The sequence below is a fragment of the Streptomyces sp. NPDC059008 genome (assembly GCF_042749045.1).
GTDB lineage: Bacteria > Actinomycetota > Actinomycetes > Streptomycetales > Streptomycetaceae > Streptomyces.
This window is the reverse complement of the sequence record NZ_JBHYJC010000034.1, coordinates 31,384-50,447: the sequence shown is the minus strand read 5'-3', so window position 1 is coordinate 50,447 and position 19,064 is coordinate 31,384. Positions and strand designations below refer to the sequence as shown.

15 protein-coding genes and 1 other RNA gene are annotated in these 19,064 nt (G+C 73.6%); 13 read left to right on the top strand and 3 right to left on the bottom strand.

The features are described from left to right. Nucleotides 1-417 precede the first annotated feature (417 nt). The 4 genes from ACFWZH_RS29620 to ACFWZH_RS29605 all read left to right on the top strand — a co-directional run bounded on the left by ACFWZH_RS29620 (nt 418) and on the right by ACFWZH_RS29605 (nt 5,935). Complete coding sequence (locus ACFWZH_RS29620; protein ID WP_384437899.1) at nt 418-2,040, top strand: protein kinase; 1,623 nt, start codon at nt 418-420, stop codon at nt 2,038-2,040. A gap of 202 nt (nt 2,041-2,242) precedes the next feature. Then, nucleotides 2,243-3,580, top strand: a complete 1,338-nt coding sequence (locus ACFWZH_RS29615) for a serine/threonine-protein kinase (protein ID WP_384437896.1) — start codon at nt 2,243-2,245, stop codon at nt 3,578-3,580. Nucleotides 3,581-3,689: 109 nt separating this feature from the next. After that, the gene (prfB, locus tag ACFWZH_RS29610) at nt 3,690-4,796 is read left to right on the top strand and encodes a peptide chain release factor 2 (protein WP_384437893.1); all 1,107 of its coding nucleotides are present in this window, start codon (nt 3,690-3,692) and stop codon (nt 4,794-4,796) included. Nucleotides 4,797-5,116: 320 nt separating this feature from the next. Beyond that, complete coding sequence (locus ACFWZH_RS29605; protein ID WP_384437890.1) at nt 5,117-5,935, top strand: hypothetical protein; 819 nt, start codon at nt 5,117-5,119, stop codon at nt 5,933-5,935. Nucleotides 5,936-6,056: 121 nt separating this feature from the next. Here ACFWZH_RS29605 and ACFWZH_RS29600 read toward each other — a convergent pair whose 3' ends face one another. Further along, nucleotides 6,057-6,251: a hypothetical protein gene (locus ACFWZH_RS29600; protein ID WP_384437887.1), complete on the bottom strand. Its 195-nt coding sequence runs from the start codon at nt 6,249-6,251 to the stop codon at nt 6,057-6,059. A gap of 249 nt (nt 6,252-6,500) precedes the next feature. Between ACFWZH_RS29600 and ftsE the strand changes: the two genes are divergently transcribed. From ftsE to ssrA, 5 genes are all read left to right on the top strand, one after another. Then, nucleotides 6,501-7,190, top strand: coding sequence for a cell division ATP-binding protein FtsE (gene ftsE, locus ACFWZH_RS29595; RefSeq protein ID WP_018091242.1), 690 nt, complete (start codon nt 6,501-6,503; stop codon nt 7,188-7,190). Nucleotides 7,191-7,222: 32 nt separating this feature from the next. Next, a complete protein-coding gene (gene ftsX / locus ACFWZH_RS29590) occupies nt 7,223-8,134 on the top strand; it encodes a permease-like cell division protein FtsX (RefSeq protein WP_384437883.1) in 912 nt (303 codons plus the stop codon). Nucleotides 8,135-8,224: 90 nt separating this feature from the next. Continuing rightward, nucleotides 8,225-9,439, top strand: coding sequence for a S41 family peptidase (locus tag ACFWZH_RS29585; protein ID WP_384437880.1), 1,215 nt, complete (start codon nt 8,225-8,227; stop codon nt 9,437-9,439). A gap of 18 nt (nt 9,440-9,457) precedes the next feature. Then, nucleotides 9,458-9,955 (top strand): SsrA-binding protein SmpB, encoded by a 498-nt coding sequence (smpB, locus tag ACFWZH_RS29580; protein ID WP_384437878.1) that lies wholly within the window; start codon nt 9,458-9,460, stop codon nt 9,953-9,955. A 136-nt stretch (nt 9,956-10,091) separates the two neighbouring features. Further along, nucleotides 10,092-10,461: a transfer-messenger RNA gene (gene ssrA / locus ACFWZH_RS29575) on the top strand. Nucleotides 10,462-10,544: 83 nt separating this feature from the next. Here ssrA and ACFWZH_RS29570 read toward each other — a convergent pair. Further along, nucleotides 10,545-11,888, bottom strand: coding sequence for an MFS transporter (locus tag ACFWZH_RS29570; protein WP_384437875.1), 1,344 nt, complete (start codon nt 11,886-11,888; stop codon nt 10,545-10,547). A 121-nt stretch (nt 11,889-12,009) separates the two neighbouring features. On the opposite strand from ACFWZH_RS29570, the gene ACFWZH_RS29565 reads away from it, so the two are divergent. Next, complete coding sequence (locus ACFWZH_RS29565; RefSeq protein ID WP_384437872.1) at nt 12,010-13,026, top strand: LysR family transcriptional regulator; 1,017 nt, start codon at nt 12,010-12,012, stop codon at nt 13,024-13,026. Here the strand turns inward: ACFWZH_RS29565 and ACFWZH_RS29560 are convergent. Next, entirely contained in the window at nt 12,983-15,064 is a 2,082-nt protein-coding gene (locus ACFWZH_RS29560) for an asparagine synthase-related protein (protein ID WP_384437869.1), read from the bottom strand. The two genes, ACFWZH_RS29565 and ACFWZH_RS29560, sit on opposite strands and share 44 nt — an antisense overlap. Before the next feature lie 256 nt (nt 15,065-15,320). Here ACFWZH_RS29560 and ACFWZH_RS29555 point away from each other — a divergent pair, with 256 nt between their 5' ends. The 3 genes from ACFWZH_RS29555 to ACFWZH_RS29545 all read left to right on the top strand — a co-directional run bounded on the left by ACFWZH_RS29555 (nt 15,321) and on the right by ACFWZH_RS29545 (nt 19,055). Then, complete coding sequence (locus ACFWZH_RS29555) at nt 15,321-16,757, top strand: nitrate/nitrite transporter (protein ID WP_384437866.1); 1,437 nt, start codon at nt 15,321-15,323, stop codon at nt 16,755-16,757. Between the two features lie 238 nt (nt 16,758-16,995). Further along, nucleotides 16,996-18,201: a uroporphyrinogen-III synthase gene (locus ACFWZH_RS29550; RefSeq protein WP_384437863.1), complete on the top strand. Its 1,206-nt coding sequence runs from the start codon at nt 16,996-16,998 to the stop codon at nt 18,199-18,201. A gap of 200 nt (nt 18,202-18,401) precedes the next feature. After that, nucleotides 18,402-19,055, top strand: coding sequence for a CGNR zinc finger domain-containing protein (locus ACFWZH_RS29545; protein ID WP_384437860.1), 654 nt, complete (start codon nt 18,402-18,404; stop codon nt 19,053-19,055). Nucleotides 19,056-19,064 lie beyond the last annotated feature (9 nt).

Sequence of the window (19,064 nt, the reverse complement as noted above, 5' to 3'; positions counted from 1 at the left end):
AGCCCGAGCACGTCGGCACGTACAAGTCCCAAGTGCACGCCGCGACAAAGACCGCGCCCCCACCGCTTCGTGCTGGGTGCATCCTCGCACCTGCCGCTGACAACACGCCCGCCGACCGTCAATCAGTGATCTTGATTGGTCTTCTAAGGACGAAAAAGTGCCTGCTTGTACGCGGTGCACGGCCGGATTCGCGCTGCCATGGTCATCTCGGAACCATCCCCGATCGGGTGGTGCGGCCCGCCGGGCGGGCGCCGCCGGCGGCGGGCAACCATCTGTCCGAAACGCGCGTCTTCCCCACAAGCCCCGCCCGGTCCGCCGGACCGAAAAGCTTGTGCGACGGCACTACAGTGGATCGGACGGCCGCGGCTGACCCAGCGGGCCAGGCAAGAGATCCATCACGACCAGGGAGCGCATGACGTGCGGCCGGTAGGCAGCAAGTACCTGCTCGAGGAGCCGCTGGGACGCGGCGCCACGGGCACCGTCTGGCGTGCCCGCCAGCGGGAGACGGCGGGCGCCGAGGCCGCCGTGGCAGGACAGCCCGGTGAGACGGTCGCGATCAAGGTCCTCAAGGAGGAGCTGGCGCACGACGCGGACGTGGTGATGCGCTTCCTGCGCGAGCGCTCCGTCCTGCTGCGGCTGACCCACCCCAACATCGTCCGCACCCGGGACCTGGTCGTCGAGGGCGATCTGCTCGCGCTGGTCATGGACCTGGTCGACGGCCCGGACCTGCACCGCTATCTGCGCGACAACGGCCCCTTCAGCCCGGTGGCGGCCGCCCTGCTGACCGCCCAGATCGCCGACGCGCTGGCCGCCAGCCACGCCGACGGCGTGGTGCACCGCGACCTCAAGCCCGCCAACGTCCTGCTGGCCGGGTCCGACGGCGGCGAGATGCATCCGATGCTGACGGACTTCGGCATCGCCCGGCTCGCCGACTCCCCGGGCCTGACCCGCACCCACGAGTTCGTCGGGACCCCCGCCTATGTGGCGCCGGAGTCCGCCGAGGGCCGTCCGCAGACCTCCGCGGTGGACGTCTACGGCGCCGGCATCCTGCTGTACGAGCTGGTCACCGGCCGTCCCCCGTTCGCGGGGTCGACCGCCCTGGAGGTGCTGCACCGCCACCTGAGCGAGGAGCCGCGCCGCCCCAGCACGCTTCCCGAGCCGCTGTGGACGGTCATAGAGCGCTGCCTGAGCAAGCGCCCCGAGGAGCGGCCCAGCGCCGAGAACCTCGCCCGTGCGCTGCGCACCGTCGCCTCCGGGATCGGCGTGCACGCCACCCCCGCGCAGGCCGAGGCGGCGCTCGGCGTCGCCGCGCTGCTCGCCCCGGACCCGGCGCCCGCGTCCGTCCCCGGTACCGGCGCGGACGGCCAGGCCGCCGGAGGCGACGCCGAGCCCACCCAGGTGCTTCCCTCGGGCCCCGGGGCCGGCGGCTACGACCCGGCGGCGGCCACCAGCGTGCTGCCGTCCACCGGCGGCCCCGGTGGTCGCGATGCCGACCCGACCCGCGCGATGCCGCCGATGCCCATGGGCGCGCCGGCCGGTGGTCCGCCGGAGCCCGACGGCCCCCATCCGTGGGAGTCGCAGATGCGGGCCGCCCGCGACCGCAACGAGCAGACCCAGGTGCAGTACCTGGACCCCACCCAGGACCCGCTGCGCCGCCGCCCGCAGCGCCGCCCGGCCGCCCCGCAGCAGCCGCAGTACCGCCAGCAGCCCGCTCCGGCGCCGTACGCGCAGCAGCGGCCGCCGGCCCCGCAGCGCCGCCAGGAGCCGCCGCCGCAGCGCTACGAGCCGCAGCGGCCGCCCGCGCCGGAGCCCCGGCCCTGGCGGGAGCCCCGTCAGCGCAGCGCCAACCCGATGAAGATCCCGGGTCTCGGCTGCCTCAAGGGCTGCCTGTTCACGCTGATACTGCTGTTCGTGGCCGCCTGGCTGATCTGGGAGCTCACCCCGCTCCAGGAGTGGATCGGCACGACCCGCGGCTTCTTCTCCCAGATCGGGCACATGTACCGCGACGTCGAGCAGTTCGTGAACAAACTCGGCGGCTGACGCGAAGCCGCCCGTGGTCCCCGTGCGCCGCACGGCGGCTCCACGGGCGGCTTCGTTGATTTGTCGACTTCTCCGGGCAATTTCGCTCACAGAAGTGAAGGTTGCCGCCGTCCGGGGCAATGAACCCGGTGGCATCCGCGTAGCTTTGACGCCAACCTCAGCCCCCGCAGGACGCTCGGGGGCCCGACACGTCGGAGCAGTCTTGGCACGGAAGATCGGCAGCCGGTACACCGCCCACCAGATCCTGGGGCGCGGCAGCGCCGGCACGGTATGGCTGGGCGAGGGTCCCGAAGGGGCCGTGGCCATCAAGCTGTTGCGTGAGGACCTCGCCTCCGACCAGGAGCTCGTCGGCCGCTTCGTGCAGGAGCGGGCGGCGCTGCTGGGCCTGGAGGACCCGCATGTCGTCGGCGTGCGCGACCTGGTCGTCGACGGCAACGACCTGGCGCTGGTGATGGACCTCGTACGGGGGACCGACCTGCGCACCCGTCTGGAGCGCGAGCGCCGGCTGGCCCCGGAGGCAGCGGTGGCGATCGCCGCGGACGTCGCCGACGGGCTCGCCGCCGCGCACACCGCGCGCATCGTGCACCGCGACGTCAAGCCCGAGAACGTCCTGCTGGACATGCAGGGCCCGCTCGGCCCCGGTGGCGCGCACCCCGCCCTGCTGACCGACTTCGGCATCGCCCGGCTCGTCGACTCGCCGCGCCGGACCCTGCCCCTGGGGGCGCCTCCCGGCGCCGGCCGGGGGACTCCCGCCGGGGGTACCGCCGTCCCGCTGCGCTCGACCAAGGTCATCGGCACCCCCGACTACCTCGCCCCGGAGATCATCGAGGGCCTGCCGCCGCGCGCCTCCGTGGACGTCTACGCGCTGGCGACGGTCCTGTACGAGATGCTCGCCGGGTTCACGCCCTTCGGGGGAGGCCACCCCGGGGCGGTGCTGCGCCGCCATGTCACCGAGAGCGTGGCGCCGCTGCCCGGGATCCCCGACGAGCTGTGGCAGCTGCTGCTGCAGTGCCTGGCCAAGGCGCCCGCCTCCCGGCTGCGGGCCCCGGAGCTGGCCGCCCGGCTGCGCGAGCTGCTGCCCGGACTGGCCGGTATGCCGCCGCTGGACATCGACGAGCCGGACGACGAGCAGCCGGAGGACGAGCAGGAGGGCGCGGCCGGCAGGTCCCGCGAGGAATCGTTCTACCCCCCGGTGGCGGGCGAGGCCACGCCGCCGCGCGGCGCGGTCCCCCTGGTCCAGGGCTCGGCCCCGGACTCCAACCGGGAGACGCACACCAGCATGCGGGTCCCGGGCCCGGACGAGCTGGCGGGCGGCGCGCACGGCACCGCCCGCGCCCCCCGGGCGTCCGGTGAGCGCAGGGCGGGCTCGGCCCGCCACCGCGCGTCCCCGGAGGCGGTGCGCCGGCGCCGGACCAGGCTCGGCGCGGCCGCCGCGGTGGTGGTCGTGGCGGCGGGGCTGGGCGGCTGGCTGGCCTCGGGTGACGACGACGCCGGCGACGCCACGCCGGGTGTCCACCAGTCCGAGCGGGACGCTCCGTGACCGTGTGACGACCCCGGGTGGTGCGTGTTCTCCGGCGGGGACACGCCCTCCGGGGACCCGGTCCGCCGGGGCGGGTCAGGTTGTCGGTGGTAGCCGTTAGGCTGGGTGCGTGGCAGTCGTCGATGTATCCGAAGAGCTGAAGTCCCTCTCCTCGACCATGGGGTCGATCGAGGCCGTCCTGGACCTCGACAAGATGAGGGCCGACATCGCCGTGCTTGAGGAGCAAGCGGCGGCGCCGTCCCTGTGGGACGACCCGGAGAGCGCTCAGAAGGTGACCAGCCAGCTGTCCTACCTCCAGGGCCAGCTGCGCCGCGCCGAGGAGCTGCGCGGCCGGGTCGACGACCTCGAGGTGCTCTTCGAGCTCGCCGAGGCCGAGGGCGACGAGGAGACCCGCGCCGAGGCCGAGGCGGAGCTCGCGGAGGTCCGCAAGGCCGTCGAGGAGCTGGAGGTGCGCACCCTCCTGTCCGGTGAGTACGACTCCCGTGAGGCGGTCGTCAACATCCGTGCCGAGGCCGGTGGCGTGGACGCCGCCGACTTCGCCGAGAAGCTGCAGCGGATGTATCTGCGCTGGGCCGAGCGGCACGGCTACAAGACCGAGCTGTACGAGACCTCGTACGCGGAAGAGGCCGGCATCAAGTCGACCACCTTCGCGGTGAACGTCCCCTACGCCTACGGCACGCTCTCCGTCGAGCAGGGCACGCACCGCCTGGTGCGCATCTCGCCGTTCGACAACCAGGGCCGCCGCCAGACGTCCTTCGCCGGTGTCGAGGTGCTGCCCGTCGTCGAGCAGACCGACCACATCGAGATCGACGAGTCGGAGCTGCGGGTGGACGTGTACCGCTCCTCGGGCCCCGGCGGCCAGGGCGTCAACACCACCGACTCCGCGGTCCGGCTGACGCACATCCCCACCGGCATCGTCGTCTCCTGCCAGAACGAGCGCTCGCAGATCCAGAACAAGGCGACCGCGATGAACGTCCTGCAGGCCAAGCTCCTCGAGCGCCGCCGCCAGGAGGAGCAGGCCAAGATGGACGCGCTCAAGGGCGACGGCGGCAACTCCTGGGGCAACCAGATGCGTTCGTACGTCCTGCACCCGTACCAGATGGTCAAGGACCTGCGCACGGAGTTCGAGGTCGGCAACCCCACCGCTGTGCTGGACGGCGACATCGACGGCTTCCTGGAGGCCGGAATCCGCTGGCGCAAGCAGCAGGAGAAGTAGCGGCCCGGGCCGGAGAACACGCGAAACAACTGCCTCCCTCGGGGAGGCAGTTGTTTTTGCTGTGGCGGTTTGGTCACAGTCGTATGTCCATGTACCGCCCATCCCTTGGCAATTCGGACATCGAGACTTTATTCGACCTTGACGATGTCGGCCTGACTGGGAAGGCTGAGCGCGGCATGCGTATGTTCTGGGGCGCGTGTATGAACGGGGGAAGAGTGGCCGGTCGGCATTCCGTGGCCAAAACTCGCCTACCCCCATCGGCTCGTCGCCCCGTGCAGCGGTGCTCCAATGACGAGTTCAGCTACTGGGGGTAGCAGTACATGACGAAGAAGACGCGGCTGCGCGTAGCGCGCATTGCGGCCGGTGCGGTGATCGCGGCGGGTGCGTCGCTCACCGCGGCCGGCGCCGCTTCCGCGGCCAGCCCGGGTGAGACCGGCGGCTCGGACGGCGGGATCATCGGCGGCATCATCGGCGGGATCATCGGCGGCGGCGACTCCGGTGGCGACACCGGCGGCGACACGGGTGGCGACACCGGCGGCATCGGCGGCGAGATCGGCGGTGACTCCGGCACCACCGGCGGCGAGATCGGCGGTGACTCCGGCAGCACCGGTGACAGCGGCAGCACTGGGGACTCCGGTAGCACCGGTGACTCCGGCAGCACCGGCGACAGCGGCAGCACCGGTGACTCCGGCAGCACCGGCGACAGTGGCAGCACCGGTGACTCCGGCAGCACTGGCGACAGCGGCAGCACCGGCGACAGCGGCAGCACCGGTGACTCCGGCAGCACCGGCGACAGCGGCAGCACGGGTAACTCCGGCAGCACCGGAAACTCGGGCGGCAACGGAAACTCGGGTGGCAACGGGAACTCTGGTGGCAACACCAGCGGCGACTCCACCGGTACCGGCACCGACAACGAGGGCTCCAAGCCGATCGAGCAGCCCGGTCAGGGCAAGGAGCAGATCGGCGACACCCCCGGCCAGGCCAAGCAGCAGGCCAAGGGTGGCGAGCTGGCGGAGACCGGTTCCTCCGGTACCACCGTCCTGCTCATCGGTGCGGCCACGATGATCGCGGGCGGTGTCGGCTTCCGTATGCTGCCCCGTCTGATCAACAAGAACGGCGGCGGCGCGGCAGCGGCCTGACGCTGACGCGGCACCACAAGGGGCCCGGGACGCAGCAGCGTCCCGGGCCCCTTGGCGTTCGTTTGTCACGGGCCGCTACCAGGCGGGGGCCCCGACTCCGCCGCGTAACGGATCCGGCGGGTCAGACGGCCTGGTGGAGCAGCACACCGACCGCGAACAGCGCGATCATCAAAGCCACCAGCATCGCGGGGCTGAGCTGGGCGAAGATACCGCCCGCCTGCTGCTGGAGCCGTTCTCTGCTCGCCCGGCACACAGGGCAGCGGCCCTCGCTCACAGGGGCCGCGCAGTTGGCGCACACCAGTCGGTCGTACGTCATGCGACCTCCTTCTCCACTGCACCAACGCACCGGACGGCGCATTGGTTCCCCCTACCACTGTGCCAGCTCCTGGAGGGAACGGCGCGCCCCGCGAGATTGTGCGCCTTTTGTCCCGTAGATGCCGTGAATAAACGCACCAACCGCCCACGGCGACTGCACCGTGCTGCGAGGTTCGCGTATGGTCACGCACACCGACGGGAGCCGCAACTCGGCAACCGTGCCCCTATCCAGGTCGACCGTGGTGCATCTGTGATCCGATTCGACAACGTCTCCAAGACCTACCCGAAGCAGAACCGTCCCGCACTCAGGGACGTCTCGCTCGAGATCGAGCGCGGCGAGTTCGTCTTCCTGGTGGGCTCCTCGGGCTCCGGCAAGTCCACCTTCCTGCGGCTGCTGCTGCGTGAGGAACGGGCCAGCCATGGCCATGTGCACGTGCTCGGCAAGGACCTCGGCAAGCTCTCCAACTGGAAGGTCCCGCAGATGCGGCGCCAGGTGGGCACGGTCTTCCAGGACTTCCGGCTGCTCCCCAACAAGACCGTCGGGGAGAACGTCGCCTTCGCCCTGGAGGTCATCGGCAAGCCGCGCGGCCAGATCCGCAAGACGGTCCCCGAGGTCCTCGAACTCGTCGGCCTCGGCGGCAAGGAGGACCGTATGCCGGGCGAGCTCTCCGGTGGTGAGCAGCAGCGCGTCGCCATCGCACGGGCCTTCGTCAACCGCCCGATGCTGCTGATCGCGGACGAGCCCACCGGCAACCTCGACCCGCAGACCTCGGTCGGCATCATGAAGCTGCTGGACCGGATCAACCGGACCGGTACGACGGTGGTCATGGCCACCCACGACCAGCAGATCGTCGACCAGATGCGCAAGCGGGTCATGGAACTCGAGAAGGGCCGGCTCGTCCGCGACCAGTCGCGCGGCGTGTACGGCTACCAGCACTAAGCGTGTACGGCCCCCAGCACTGAAAGGACGCCATGCGCGCCCAGTTCGTCCTGTCGGAGATCGGCGTCGGTCTCCGCCGAAACCTCACGATGACGTTCGCCGTCATCGTCTCCGTAGCCCTCTCGCTGGGCCTGTTCGGCGCCTCGCTGCTGATGCGCGACCAGGTCAGCACGATGAAGGGCTACTGGTACGACAAGGTCAACGTCTCCATCTTCTTCTGCAACAAGAACGACGCCGAAACCGGCGCCAACTGTGCCAAGGGTGCGGCCACCCAGCAGCAGAAGGACGACATCAAGACCGAGCTGAACAACCTGCCGATCGTGCAGGACGTGACCTACGAGTCCAGCGACCAGGCCTACAAGCACTACAAGGAGCAGTTCGGCGACACGCCGGTCGCCGGCCTGGTGACGCCCGACCAGCTGCCGGAGTCCTTCCGGGTCAAGCTCAAGGACCCGACGAAGTTCACGGTCATCAAGTCGGCGTTCTCCGAGCGGCCCGGTGTCCAGGAGGTGCAGGACCAACGCGACACCGTCGAGCCGCTGTTCAACCTCCTCAACGGCATGAACATCGCCGCGCTGTGTGTGATGGGGCTGATGCTCGTCGTCGCGCTGATGCTGATCGTCAACACCGTCCGGGTGTCGGCGTTCAGCAGGCGGCGGGAGACCGGGATCATGCGGCTGGTGGGGGCGTCCAGCTTCTACATCCAGATGCCGTTCATCCTGGAGGCGGCCATCGCGGGCCTGCTCGGCGCGGCCTTCGCCTGTGTGCTGATCGTCGGCGGCAAGTACATCCTCGTCAACAACTGGCTGGCGGAGAAGATCCAGGTGATCAACTTCATCGGCTGGGACTCGGTGGTGGCGGTCCTGCCGCTGGTGCTGCTGATCGGTCTGCTGATGCCCGCGCTCGCCGCGTTCTTCGCGCTGCGCAAGTACCTCAAGGTGTGAGCCGCAAGTACCTCAAGGTGTGAGCTTTGCCAAGGGCGCCGTACGGTCAACTCGCCGTGCGGCGCCCCTTTGTCCCCTAGACTCACCGGCATGTCGGGCCCGTGTTCGTACGACCGGCCCCGCCGCATTCGCCGCGGGGCGGCCCTGACGTTGTTTCTCGCCGGCGTGCTCGCCACCGGCGCCGCGACCGGCACCTGGAGCGATCACGGCGAGCGTGCCGCGAGCCGTACGGCCGCGGACCGCACGGCCTTCGGGGCGCACGCACCCGACGCCGCCACCGCCGACCGCGCGGCCGTCGAACGGGCCGCGAGCGAAGCCATCGAGGACGGGAAGTCCGGTTCCCAGGCCGCCGCCGAGGTCGTCAGCCGCAGCGGCGACCGCTGGTCGACGATCTACACACCGGGCGAGTTCGAGTCCTTCCAGGAGCAGTTGGACGGCGCGTACGTCGGTGTCGGCCTGTGGGTGCGGCAGACGGCGGGCGGCCGCACCGAGGTGTCGCGGGTCCAGCCCGGCGGCCCCGCCGCGCGGGCCGGCGTCGAGGTGGGGGACCGGCTGCACGCCGTCGACGGCCGGGCCACCCGGGGCAGGCCGGTCACCGAGATCGTCGCCCGGCTGCGCGGGGCCGCCCCGCACGGCGCCGGCGGGTCGGCCGCCGGTACCCCCGTACGGCTGGATGTGGAGCGCGGCGCCCGCCACTGGAGCGTGACCCTGCACCGCACCCGGCTGCGGACCCAGAACGTCGTCACCGACCGGCCCGCCGGAGCGCGGGGGCCGACCCGCGTCAAGATCGCCGCGTTCGCCAAGGGCACCGGTGCGGAGGTCCGCCGCGCGGTGCGCCGGGCCTCCGCCCACGGCGGTCTGCTGCTCGACCTGCGCGGCAACACCGGCGGTCTGGTCACCGAGTCCGTCGCCACCGCCTCCGCCTTCCTCGACGGCGGCCTGGTCGCCACCTACGACATGCGGGGCAGCCAGCGTGCCCTGTACGCCGAGCGCGGCGGCAACACCCGCCTCCCGCTCGTCGTGCTGGTCGACGGCGGGACGATGAGCGCCGCCGAGCTGCTGGCCGGCGCGCTGCAGGACCGTGGCCGGGCGGTCGTGGTGGGTTCGCCGACCTTCGGCAAGGGCTCGGTGCAGATGCCCAGCCGGCTGGCCGACGGCTCGGTCGCCGAGCTGACCGTGGGCCACTACCGCACTCCGTCGGGGCGGGCGGTGGACGGCGCCGGCATCACCCCCGACCTGGTCGTCGCCGGCCAGGCCGAGAAACGGGCCCGCACAGTATTGAGTGGCCTCGGGGCCGGTGCCTAGTGCGAAAATGGCCGCACTATGACTAAGGACAAGGACAAGGGCAAGAGCCCCGGGCGCAAGCTCGTGGCACAGCACAAGAAGGCGCGGCACGACTACCACATTCTGGACACCTATGAGTGTGGCCTGGTGCTGACCGGCACCGAGGTGAAGTCGCTGCGCCAGGGCCGGGCGTCGCTGGTGGACGGTTTCATCCAGATCGACGGCAATGAGGCCTGGCTGCACAACGTACATATCCCCGAATACGCCCAGGGCACCTGGACCAACCACGCGGCCCGGCGCAAGCGGAAGCTGCTGATGCACCGCGCCGAGATCGACAAGCTGGAGTCCAAGAGCCAGGAGTCGGGGCACACGATCGTGCCGCTGGCCCTCTACTTCAAGGACGGCCGGGCCAAGGTCGAGATCGCGCTGGCCAAGGGCAAGAAGGAGTACGACAAGCGGCAGACGCTCCGCGAGCAGCAGGACCGCCGTGAGGTGGAGCGGGCGGTGTCGGCGGCTCGCCGCCGGCAGCGGGCCTGAGGTGCGCGTGCCGTCCGGCCACGCCGTCCGGCCGCGGGGAAATACGCTGGCGACCTCGCGCGTTGTTCACGTACGATGGCTCCGCACCCCACGAGGGGCGTAGGCATCACTTCGATGCAGTTTTTTAATTGAACATGGGGATGATCGGTTTCGACAGCGGATGTCGAAGCAGGGGAAGCGAGTCGAGGAAGCGGCAATGATCTCGTAAACCATATGCCGAAACCAATAATCGCCAACACCAAGCGCGATTCCTTCGCCCTCGCTGCCTAAGTAGCGACTTGCGAAGTGTCAGCCCGGGGCTGTTCCCGACCCGGATCCTGGCATCAGCTAGGGGACTAAACTTCTAGACCCGGTCACGGGGTCCAGAAGGAAATCAAACAGTGGCTGAGCCCGTCGGAGACTTGTCCGTGTGATCTCCGGGGCCGAGAAAATCGCAGCGGACTGCACTCGGAGAAGCCCTGGTTCCGCACCGTTGGACGCGGGTTCGATTCCCGCCATCTCCACAATTCCCATGTGACGGCCCAGGCCTCGTTCGTCCGACAGGACGAGCGGGGCCTGGGCCGTTTTGCGTTCCGCCCGCGGTGCGCACTCAGCGGGGGCGGGGCGCGAGCAGGGTCGCGGCCAGGGCGAGCGCGGCCGCCGCGGCGGGGACGAGGTAGGCGGGCCCGGGGCCCGTCAGGTGCTCCACGGCCCAGCCGCCGGTCGCCGAGCCGGCCGCGATGCCGCCCAGCAGGGCCGTCACGGCGAGCGTCATGCCCTCGTTCAGGCGGCCCTCGGGGGTGCGGGACTGGACCAGTCCCATGCCGGTGACCATGGCCGGCGCGGTGGCCATACCGGCCGCCAGGAGCGCGACCGCCAGTACCGCCGGGCCCCCGGCCCGGGCGGCGAGCGCGGGCAGCAGCATCAGGGCGGCCATCGCGCCGACGCACAGCGCGAAGCGGTGCGCGGCGCGGGCCGCCGGGCGCAGCAGGCCGTAGAGCAGTCCGGCCGCACCGGATCCGGCCGCCTGGAGGGCCAGCAGGCCGCCCGCGGCGGAGCGTATGCCGTGGTCGTCGGCGTAGGCGACGGTGACGACCTCCAGCGAGCCGAAGATCGCGCCGGTGCACAGGAAGGTGAGCAGCAGCGGTGCGAGGCCGGACCGGCGCAGCAGCGACCCCCTGGCCGGGGTGCGGCCCGCCGCCCGTGCGGCCACCGGCGGTTCGGTGCGGCGCTGGGCGGCGAAGAGCAGGACCCCGGTCAGCAGCAGCGCCGCGGCCACCGCCGTGCCGGCCTCCGGGAAGAGGGTGGTGCACAGCAGCGTCGCCAGTACCGGCCCGAGCATGAAGCACAGCTCGTCGGCGGCCTGCTCGAAGGAGTTGGCGGTGTGCCGGGCGGCCGGGTCGTCCCTGAAGAGGTGTGCCCAGCGGGCGCGGGACATCCCGCCGGTGTTGGGCGTGGTGGCGGTCGCGGCGTACGAGGCGAACAGGGTCCAGTCGGGCGCGCCGTGGCGTACGCACAGCAGCAGGGAGAGCGAGCCGAGGACGGCGAGTGCGGTGGCCGGGACCGCGATGCGGGCCTGGCCGTGGCGGTCGACGAGCCGGGCGGTCCACGGCCCGACGAGCGCCGTCGCCGCCAGCCCGGTCGCGGTGACCGCACCGGCCAGGGCGTAGGAGCCGCGCACACCGGCGATCATCAGCACCGCGCTGACGCTGAGCATCCCCATCGGCAGGCGGGCCGTGAGGTTGGCGGCGGTGAAGGCGCGGGTGCCCGGTACGGCGAAGATCCGGCGGTAGGGGGCGAGCAGGCCGGGCCGGGCGCGGCGGCGCGGGGCCGGGCGCAGGGGCGGTCGGGTTCCCGCGGCGCCTGGGGGTCCCCCCGCGCGAGCGCGGCCGAGGGCGGGGGAGGGGCCGGGCGGGGGGGAGACCACCGGTCGGGCGGCGAGGAAGAGGATCATGCCTCTACGGTCGCGGCTGCCCCCGTCGCCGGTCCAACACCTGATCGGCACCCATTGACGCACTTGCGTTGTCAATCGGGGTGAGGGGTGTGGCGGGGGCGGGCACTGCCAGGATGTCCGGATGCCGTTCGCCATCGATCCGCGTCTGCTCAGGGCGTTCGTCGCCGTCGCCGAGGAGCTGCACTTCACCCGCGCGGCGGGGCGGCTCTACGTCGCCCAGCAGGCGCTCAGCCGCGATATCCGCCGCCTGGAGCGGGAGTTGGGCGCGGCGCTGTTCGTGCGGACCACCCGCCAGGTGACGCTGACCGCGGACGGCGAGCGGCTGCTGCCGTACGCGCGGCGGGTGCTGGCCGCGCACGAGGAGCTGGCGGCCGCCTTCGCCCCGGCTCCCGAGCGGCCGCTGCTGGTCGACGTCGGCGTCCCGATCGGCACCGCCCACCGGGTGCTGGAGGAGGCCAGGGGACGGGTTCCGGACAGCTGCGAGCTGGTCGCCCGCTTCCACAGCGGGCTGACGGGCGCGGCGGCGGAGCTCGCGGCCGGGCGGCTCGACGTCTCCTTCGGGCGGTACGCGGGCCTGCCGCCCGCCGTCCGGGCCGGCCTCGCGCACCAGCCGGTGCGGCTGGAGCCGATGGCGGTGCTGCTGCGCGCGGACCATCCGCTGGCCGCGCACGCCGCGGTCCGGCTGGCGGACCTGGCCGGCGAGACGCTGTACGCGGCGGCCGGGAACCCGCAGACCGCGGAGTGGACACAGCTGGCGGAGCGGCTCTTCGCCGGGCGCGGGATCGCGATGGCCGAGCCGTTCCCGGAGATCGAGGGTTCGCAGGAGTTCGTGCGGGTGGTGCGCAAGCGCGGGTGGTCGGTGCTGGCGAGTGTGGAGTTCATCGAGGTGCCGGGGATGGTGCTGCGGCCGGTCGTCGACCCCGTACCGCTGTCGCCGGTGTCGATGGTGTGGCGGCGGGGGCTGCGGCACCCCGGGCTGGGCGCGTTGCGGGCGGTGGCCGGGGAGTTCGCCCGGCGGGGCGGGTGGCTGTCCGTCCCCGGCGACGGGTGGCTGCCGCCGGAGGACGCCCGGGTGATGGGGGTGACCGGGGAGGTCAGTTGCGGGCCGCGGGACGCGGACGCCGCGCCGGGACGCTGAGGGCCGGGCCCGGCACCTCGGGGGCGGGGGTGCGGCCCGGGTCGTGCGCGCGGAGCCAGTACTCGGTGGCGAGGGTGGGGTCCGCGGTGTGCGGGGACGGCTGGGGCGAGGTCAGGTGGTGCTTGAGGACGCCGGGGCGGATCAGGCCGCGCTCGGCCAGCAGTGAGTCGTCGCACAGGGCGGCCAGGGCGTCCCGGTGGGTGCGCAGCCCCGTCCGGGCCTCGGCGTCGTGCCCGACGGTGGTGCCGCGGGAGAGTACGGCGCCGGGGACGATGCCGCGCAGGGCGCGGGTCAGCAGCGGGGCGTGGACGCCGGCCCGGGTGCGGTCGGCGAGCCGCAGGGTCAGCGCCGCCTCGATGACGGCGTCGTCCAGGAACGGCGCTTCGTAGCCGATGCCGTAGGCGGAGGCCAGGGCGGCGATGCCGCGGACGCTCTCCCCGGCGCGGACGGCGGCCCGGACGGTCTCGTGCGGGGAGCGCAGCGGTGCGAACGGCTCGGGGGCCCGGGCCGCGGCCTCGCGCAGCAGCCGGCGGACGACGGCGACGGCGTCCGGGTGCGTCCAGGGCGGCAGGGCCGCACGGACCTCCCAGTCGGCGCCGGTGGTCCGGGGGCCGGTGACGGCCACCCGTGGTGCGCTGCCGGCCAGCCACCGCGGGTAGGAGCAGCCGCCCAGCAGGGTGCGCAGGGTGTCGCGGGCCTTCCAGTGGCACAGGTGGTGGGCCGTCCAGGCGCGCCGGGCGGCGGTGCGCGGGTCGCTGCGGGCCAGGGAGTTGAGGGCCGCGGGGCGGTGGGCGAAGAGCGCGTCGGCGCCGACGCCGGCCAGGTGCAGCCGGGAGCCGTGCGCGGCGAGCAGGCGGGCGAGGTGGGCGAGGCGGGCGGCCTCGTGGAAGGCGGCGAGCGGGGCGGCCGGGTCGGCGGGGGTGGGGTGTCCGGGGTCGTCGGGCGGGGTGTACCAGGTGGGGGCCTCGGCGTACGGCAGGACGAGGTGTTCGCCGTCGCAGGGGCAGGACCGCCGGCAGCCGTCGCGGCCGGCCGGCCGCTCGCGCTGGTGGGGTACGGCGCCGGGGCGGGCCGCGGCGCGGGCGCCGCCCGTGGTGTCGGCGCCGCGGTGGCGGCACCCCCAGGACGCGGTGAGCAGGGGGACGTCCTCGCGGGCCGCGAGGAAGGCGAGGCCGGCGGAGTCGGTGGCGCCGAAGAGGTCGGCGCTGAGCGTGCCGCCGCTCCCCGCCGCGCCGTGGGCGGCCCGCCGGACGCGGTCGGCGCGGGCGGCGACCGCGTCGGTCAGGGCCCGGCGCACGGTCTGCGCGGCCTGCTCCAGCGAGGCGTCCGGCTCCGGTGGCTGCCACCAACGGGCCACGCTGTGGCGCCCGTTGGCGTACAGGGTCAGGTGATGGCCCGGGGGTACGGCGAGCACCGAGCGCCACAGCGGGCGCAGGGCCAGGGGGAGTGGCGCGAAGGGGAACAGCAGGCGCAGCGCCAGCGACTCCTCGTCGACGAGGCCGGTACCGGGGGCGCCGCAGGGGGGGTGCGCGCCGGCCGCGGCACGGGCGAGCGCGGCCAGGTCCTGGGGCCGGTTGCCGGCGACGGTGATGCCGCCGATCCGGGCGTGGTGGACGGGGTGGACGGTCGCGAGGTCGCCGCGGCAGCGCAGGTCGCCTTCGGCGGCGGTCAGCAGCACATAGCTGCCCGGGATGCGGCGGACGCGCTCCCCGACGCCGTCGAGGTGGCCGGGGCCGGGCAGCAGCCGGGCCAGCGCGCCGGGGCTCGCCGAGGCGGTGCCGAGCAGCACCGCGCGGCGCGGTCCGGCCTCGGCCGTCACCGCCTCGTCGGCGGTCCAGCGGCCGACGATCCAGGGGCGCCCCGAGGGGTGGCGCAGGAGGTGCGCGGGCGGGCCGGCCGGCAGCAGGCGGCACAGCGCCTGGCCGGCGGGGTGGTCGGGGAAGACGAGGAAATCCACGGTGGGGGAGCACTCCACTTGGTGCGCGGTGACGGAGCCCAGGCGCCGCCCGATGCCGGGCACGGACCGTGCCGAGGGCATGAAGCGGCGCATAGGACCGAAATCCTGACAGTGTCCACGTCAATATCCATTACCCCGAACGAGTGGTGAAAGGGAGCGTGCGAGGCATTTCGGGGCGTCCGCCGCCGGCGCGTACGCCGTGGCGTCCGCCGTCGCTCACGTACCGTCCCCGCTCCCGGTGAGCGCAAGGTTTCCGGGCGGTCACCTCCCCGCCACGGCACCGGAAACCGGCCGTCCCTACCTTCGGGGCAGATGACCCGACTCCCTGGGAGGCGCGATGACGGCCGAGGCCGCCGGCACCCGTAGCGACAGTCCTGACCACAGCGGTACCGAGGCACGCACGCGGCGCGGCGGGCGGTGGATCGAGCACTGGGAGCCGGAGGACGAGGGGTTCTGGCGGGAGACCGGCCGGCGCGTCGCCCGGCGGAACCTGGTGTTCTCCGTGCTCTCCGAGCACATCGGGTTCTCCATCTGGACCCTGTGGTCGGTGATGGTGCTGTTCATGGGGCCGCAGTACGGGATCGATCCGGCCGGGAAGTTCTTCCTGGTGGCGATGCCGACGCTGGTGGGCGCGGTGCTCCGGGTGCCCTACACCTTCGCGGTGGCGCTGTTCGGGGGGCGCAACTGGACGGTGATCAGCGCGGCGATGCTGCTGGTGCCGACCGCGGCGGCCGCGGTGGTGATGGAGCCGGGCACCTCGTACACCACGTTCATGCTGGTCGCCATGTTGGCGGGGGTCGGCGGCGGGAACTTCGCCTCGTCGATGACGAACATCAACTCCTTCTTCCCGCTGCGCAAGAAGGGGGTCGCGCTGGGGCTGAACGCCGGCGGCGGCAACATCGGGGTGCCGGTGATCCAGCTGCTGGGGCTGCTGGTGATCGGGACGGCCGGGGCCGGGCACCCGCGGATCGTGCTGGCCGTCTACGTGCCGCTGATCGTGCTCGCCGCGGTGCTCGCGGCGCGGTTCATGGACAACCTCGCCCCGGTGACGAACGACACCGGAGCGGCCCGCGACGCCGTCAGGGAGCCGCACACCTGGGTGATGTCGCTGCTGTACATCGGCACGTTCGGGTCGTTCATCGGCTACAGCTTCGCCTTCGGCCTGGTGCTGCAGATCCAGTTCGCGCGCACGCCCCTGCAAGCGGCGTCGCTGACGTTCGTCGGGCCGCTGCTGGGGTCGCTGATCCGGCCGATCGGCGGGCGGCTCGCGGACCGGTTCGGCGGCGCCCGCATCACACTGGGGAACTTCGCGGCGATGGGACTGGCCACCGGCGTGGTGATCTACGCCTCGTCGGTGCGGTCGCTGCCGGTGTTCCTCGCCGGTTTCATCGCGCTGTTCGTGCTGTCGGGGCTCGGCAACGGCTCCACGTACAAGATGATCCCGGGGATCTTCCAGGCCGAGGCGCTGCGGCGCGGACTGGTGGGCGAGGCGGCCGAGGCCCACGGGCGGCGGCTGTCGGGTGCGGCGATGGGGCTGATCGGCGCGGTCGGCGCGCTGGGCGGGCTGGGCATCAACCTCGCCTTCCGGCAGTCGTTCGCGGCGACCGGCTCGGGCACGCCCGCGTTCGTGTCGTTCCTGGCCTGCTACGTGGTGTGCGCCACGGTGACCTGGGCGGTGTACCTGCGCCCCGCGGCCCGCGCGCGGCGTACGGCGCCGGCGGGGACGGCGCCGGCCGCCGACGGGGAGCGGCGCCCGGTCTACGCGGAGGTCTGAGCCGGCCGGCGCGGCACGGCGGTCGTATCCAGGCCGCCGCGCCGCGCCCCGCGCCGGGCCTTGTCCGCGGTGGCCGGAGCGGGCCGCCGCGCGCCGCGCCGTAACCGCGGGGAAATACTGGAGGACCGAGCCTGTCACGTGCCGTTGGCAGCCTTGGCACCTTGGCACCCCGTGCCGCCCGAGCCGCGGCGGCCGGTGCGCCAGAGACGCAGCACAACCACTCTGGGCGGAGCGGGCCATGCACGATCAGCAGCACAAGCAGGGCGAACAGGGGCAGACGGAGCCGGAGCGGACGGAGCCGGAGACCAGGCCGGCGGTCCGGCCGCTGGACGGGTTCACCGTCGGGGTGACCGCCGCCCGGCGGGCCGAGGAGCTGGGCGCGCTGCTGGAGCGGCGCGGCGCGCAGGTGCTGCACGCGCCCGCGCTGCGCATCGTCCCGCTGCCGGACGACACCGAACTGCTCGCCACGACCCGGGACCTGATCGCCGACGCCCCCGACGTCGTCGTGGCGACCACCGCCATCGGCTTCCGCGGCTGGGTCGAGGCCGCCGAGGGCTGGGGCCTGGGCGAGGCGCTGCTGCACCGGCTGGCCGGTGTGGAGCTGCTGGCGCGCGGACCGAAGGTGCGCGGCGCGATCCGGGCCGCCGGGCTGACCGAGAAGTGGTCACCGGCCTCCGAGTCGATGGCCGAGGTGCTGGACCGGCTGCTGGCCGAGGGCGTGGCCGGGCGCCGGGTGGCCGTCCAGCTGCACGGGGAGCCGCTGCCGGGGTTCGTGGAGGCGCTGCGGGCCGGCGGCGCGGAGGTGGTCGGCGTCCCCGTCTACCGCTGGATGCCGCCGGAGGACATCGGCCCGGTCGACCGGCTGCTGGACGCGGTGGTCTCCGGCGCCGTGGACGCGGTGACCTTCACCAGCGCACCGGCCGCCGCGTCGCTGCTGAGCCGCGCCGCGGAGCGCGGTATCCAGCCGGAGGTGCTGACGGCGCTGCGGCAGGAGGTACTGCCGGTGTGTGTGGGGCCGGTGACCGCGCTGCCGCTGGAGGCGGTCGACGTCGCCACGCTCCAGCCGGAGCGATTCCGCCTCGGGCCGCTGGTGCAGCTGCTGTGCCGGGAACTGCCCGGCCGGGTACGGCCGTTGCCGGTGGCAGGGCGGCGGCTGGAGATCCGCGGGCAGGCGGCCGTGGTGGACGGCGCGCTGCGACCGGTGCCGCCGGCCGGGATGGCGCTGCTGCGCGCGCTGGCCCGCCGTCCGGGCTGGGTGGTCTCCCGCGCCGAGCTGCTGCGCACGCTGCCGGGCGCGGGCCGCGACGAGCACGCGGTGGAGACCGCGATGGCCCGGCTGCGGGTGGCGCTGGGCGCGCCCAAGCTGATCCAGACGGTCGTCAAGCGCGGGTACCGGCTGTCGCTCGATCCGCACGCCGACACCGACAAGTACGACGGCGTCTAGGGGCTGTCCGAGGGGCGCGTCCGCGGCGCCCCGTCGTCCGCCCGCGGCCGGGTGCCGGGCGGACGGCCGGGCGGCGGACGCCTTCCGGAGGGTTCCGGCCGGACCGCGCGCCGGGCACTCTGGGGAGCACACGCGTGGTGGGTTCCCCGGGCCTGTGCGGCCCCGACCCGCCGGAGTAGGCCCTAAGGAGTGACAGGCACATGGCGGCGCCTTGCGACCTGCGGTTCGACTGCGGGCGGATCTGCCTGGACCTGGTGGCCACGGCCGGCGGTGCCCCGGCCGAACGCCTCACCGGCCCCGAGCAGTTGACGGCCTGGCTGGTCGGCGCGGGGCTGGTGCCGCCCGGCGCCCCGCTGGAGGGCGTCGACGGCCGCTGGGTCGCCCGCTTCCGGGCGCTGCGCGAGTTGCTGGGCCGGGTGGTGCACGACGAACTGCGGGGCCGGGCGGCCGACGGCGACCTGACCCTGCTCAACTCCGCGGCCGCCGCCGGGCAGCCGCCCGCCGCGCGCGCGGTGCGCACCGCCGACGGCGCCCTGGCCCGTACGCTGCCCGGCCCGCCGGACTGCGCCGGGCTGCTGGCCGCGGTGGCCCGCGACGCGGTCGGGCTGCTGACCGACGCGGTGGCACGGGGGCAGTTGCGCCAGTGCGCGGGCGAGAGCTGCTCGCTGGTCTACCTGGACACCTCGCGCGGCCGGCGCCGCCGCTGGTGCTCCAGCGAGGTGTGCGGCAACCGGGCGCGGGTGGCGCGGCACCGCCGGCGCACGATGGTGCGCCGGGGAGCGGCCGACGAGGTCCCGCCGTCCCGGGCCGCCGCCCCCGCCCCCGCCGCGGAAAATATTTCGGCCGACCGCTGAACGCCCCGC

What these genes read in the sequence shown, in the direction of transcription:
- ACFWZH_RS29605 (WP_384437890.1), top strand. Translation starts at nt 5,117, where the DNA reads ATGACGAAGAAGACGCGGCTGCGCGTAGCGCGCATTGCGGCCGGTGCG.
- ACFWZH_RS29600 (WP_384437887.1), bottom strand. Translation starts at nt 6,251, where the DNA reads ATGACGTACGACCGACTGGTGTGCGCCAACTGCGCGGCCCCTGTGAGC.
- ftsX (WP_384437883.1), top strand. Translation starts at nt 7,223, where the DNA reads ATGCGCGCCCAGTTCGTCCTGTCGGAGATCGGCGTCGGTCTCCGCCGA.
- ACFWZH_RS29585 (WP_384437880.1), top strand. Translation starts at nt 8,225, where the DNA reads ATGTCGGGCCCGTGTTCGTACGACCGGCCCCGCCGCATTCGCCGCGGG.
- smpB (WP_384437878.1), top strand. Translation starts at nt 9,458, where the DNA reads ATGACTAAGGACAAGGACAAGGGCAAGAGCCCCGGGCGCAAGCTCGTG.
- ACFWZH_RS29570 (WP_384437875.1), bottom strand. Translation starts at nt 11,888, where the DNA reads ATGATCCTCTTCCTCGCCGCCCGACCGGTGGTCTCCCCCCCGCCCGGC.
- ACFWZH_RS29565 (WP_384437872.1), top strand. Translation starts at nt 12,010, where the DNA reads ATGCCGTTCGCCATCGATCCGCGTCTGCTCAGGGCGTTCGTCGCCGTC.
- ACFWZH_RS29560 (WP_384437869.1), bottom strand. Translation starts at nt 15,064, where the DNA reads ATGCCCTCGGCACGGTCCGTGCCCGGCATCGGGCGGCGCCTGGGCTCC.
- ACFWZH_RS29555 (WP_384437866.1), top strand. Translation starts at nt 15,321, where the DNA reads ATGACGGCCGAGGCCGCCGGCACCCGTAGCGACAGTCCTGACCACAGC.
- ACFWZH_RS29550 (WP_384437863.1), top strand. Translation starts at nt 16,996, where the DNA reads ATGCACGATCAGCAGCACAAGCAGGGCGAACAGGGGCAGACGGAGCCG.
- ACFWZH_RS29545 (WP_384437860.1), top strand. Translation starts at nt 18,402, where the DNA reads ATGGCGGCGCCTTGCGACCTGCGGTTCGACTGCGGGCGGATCTGCCTG.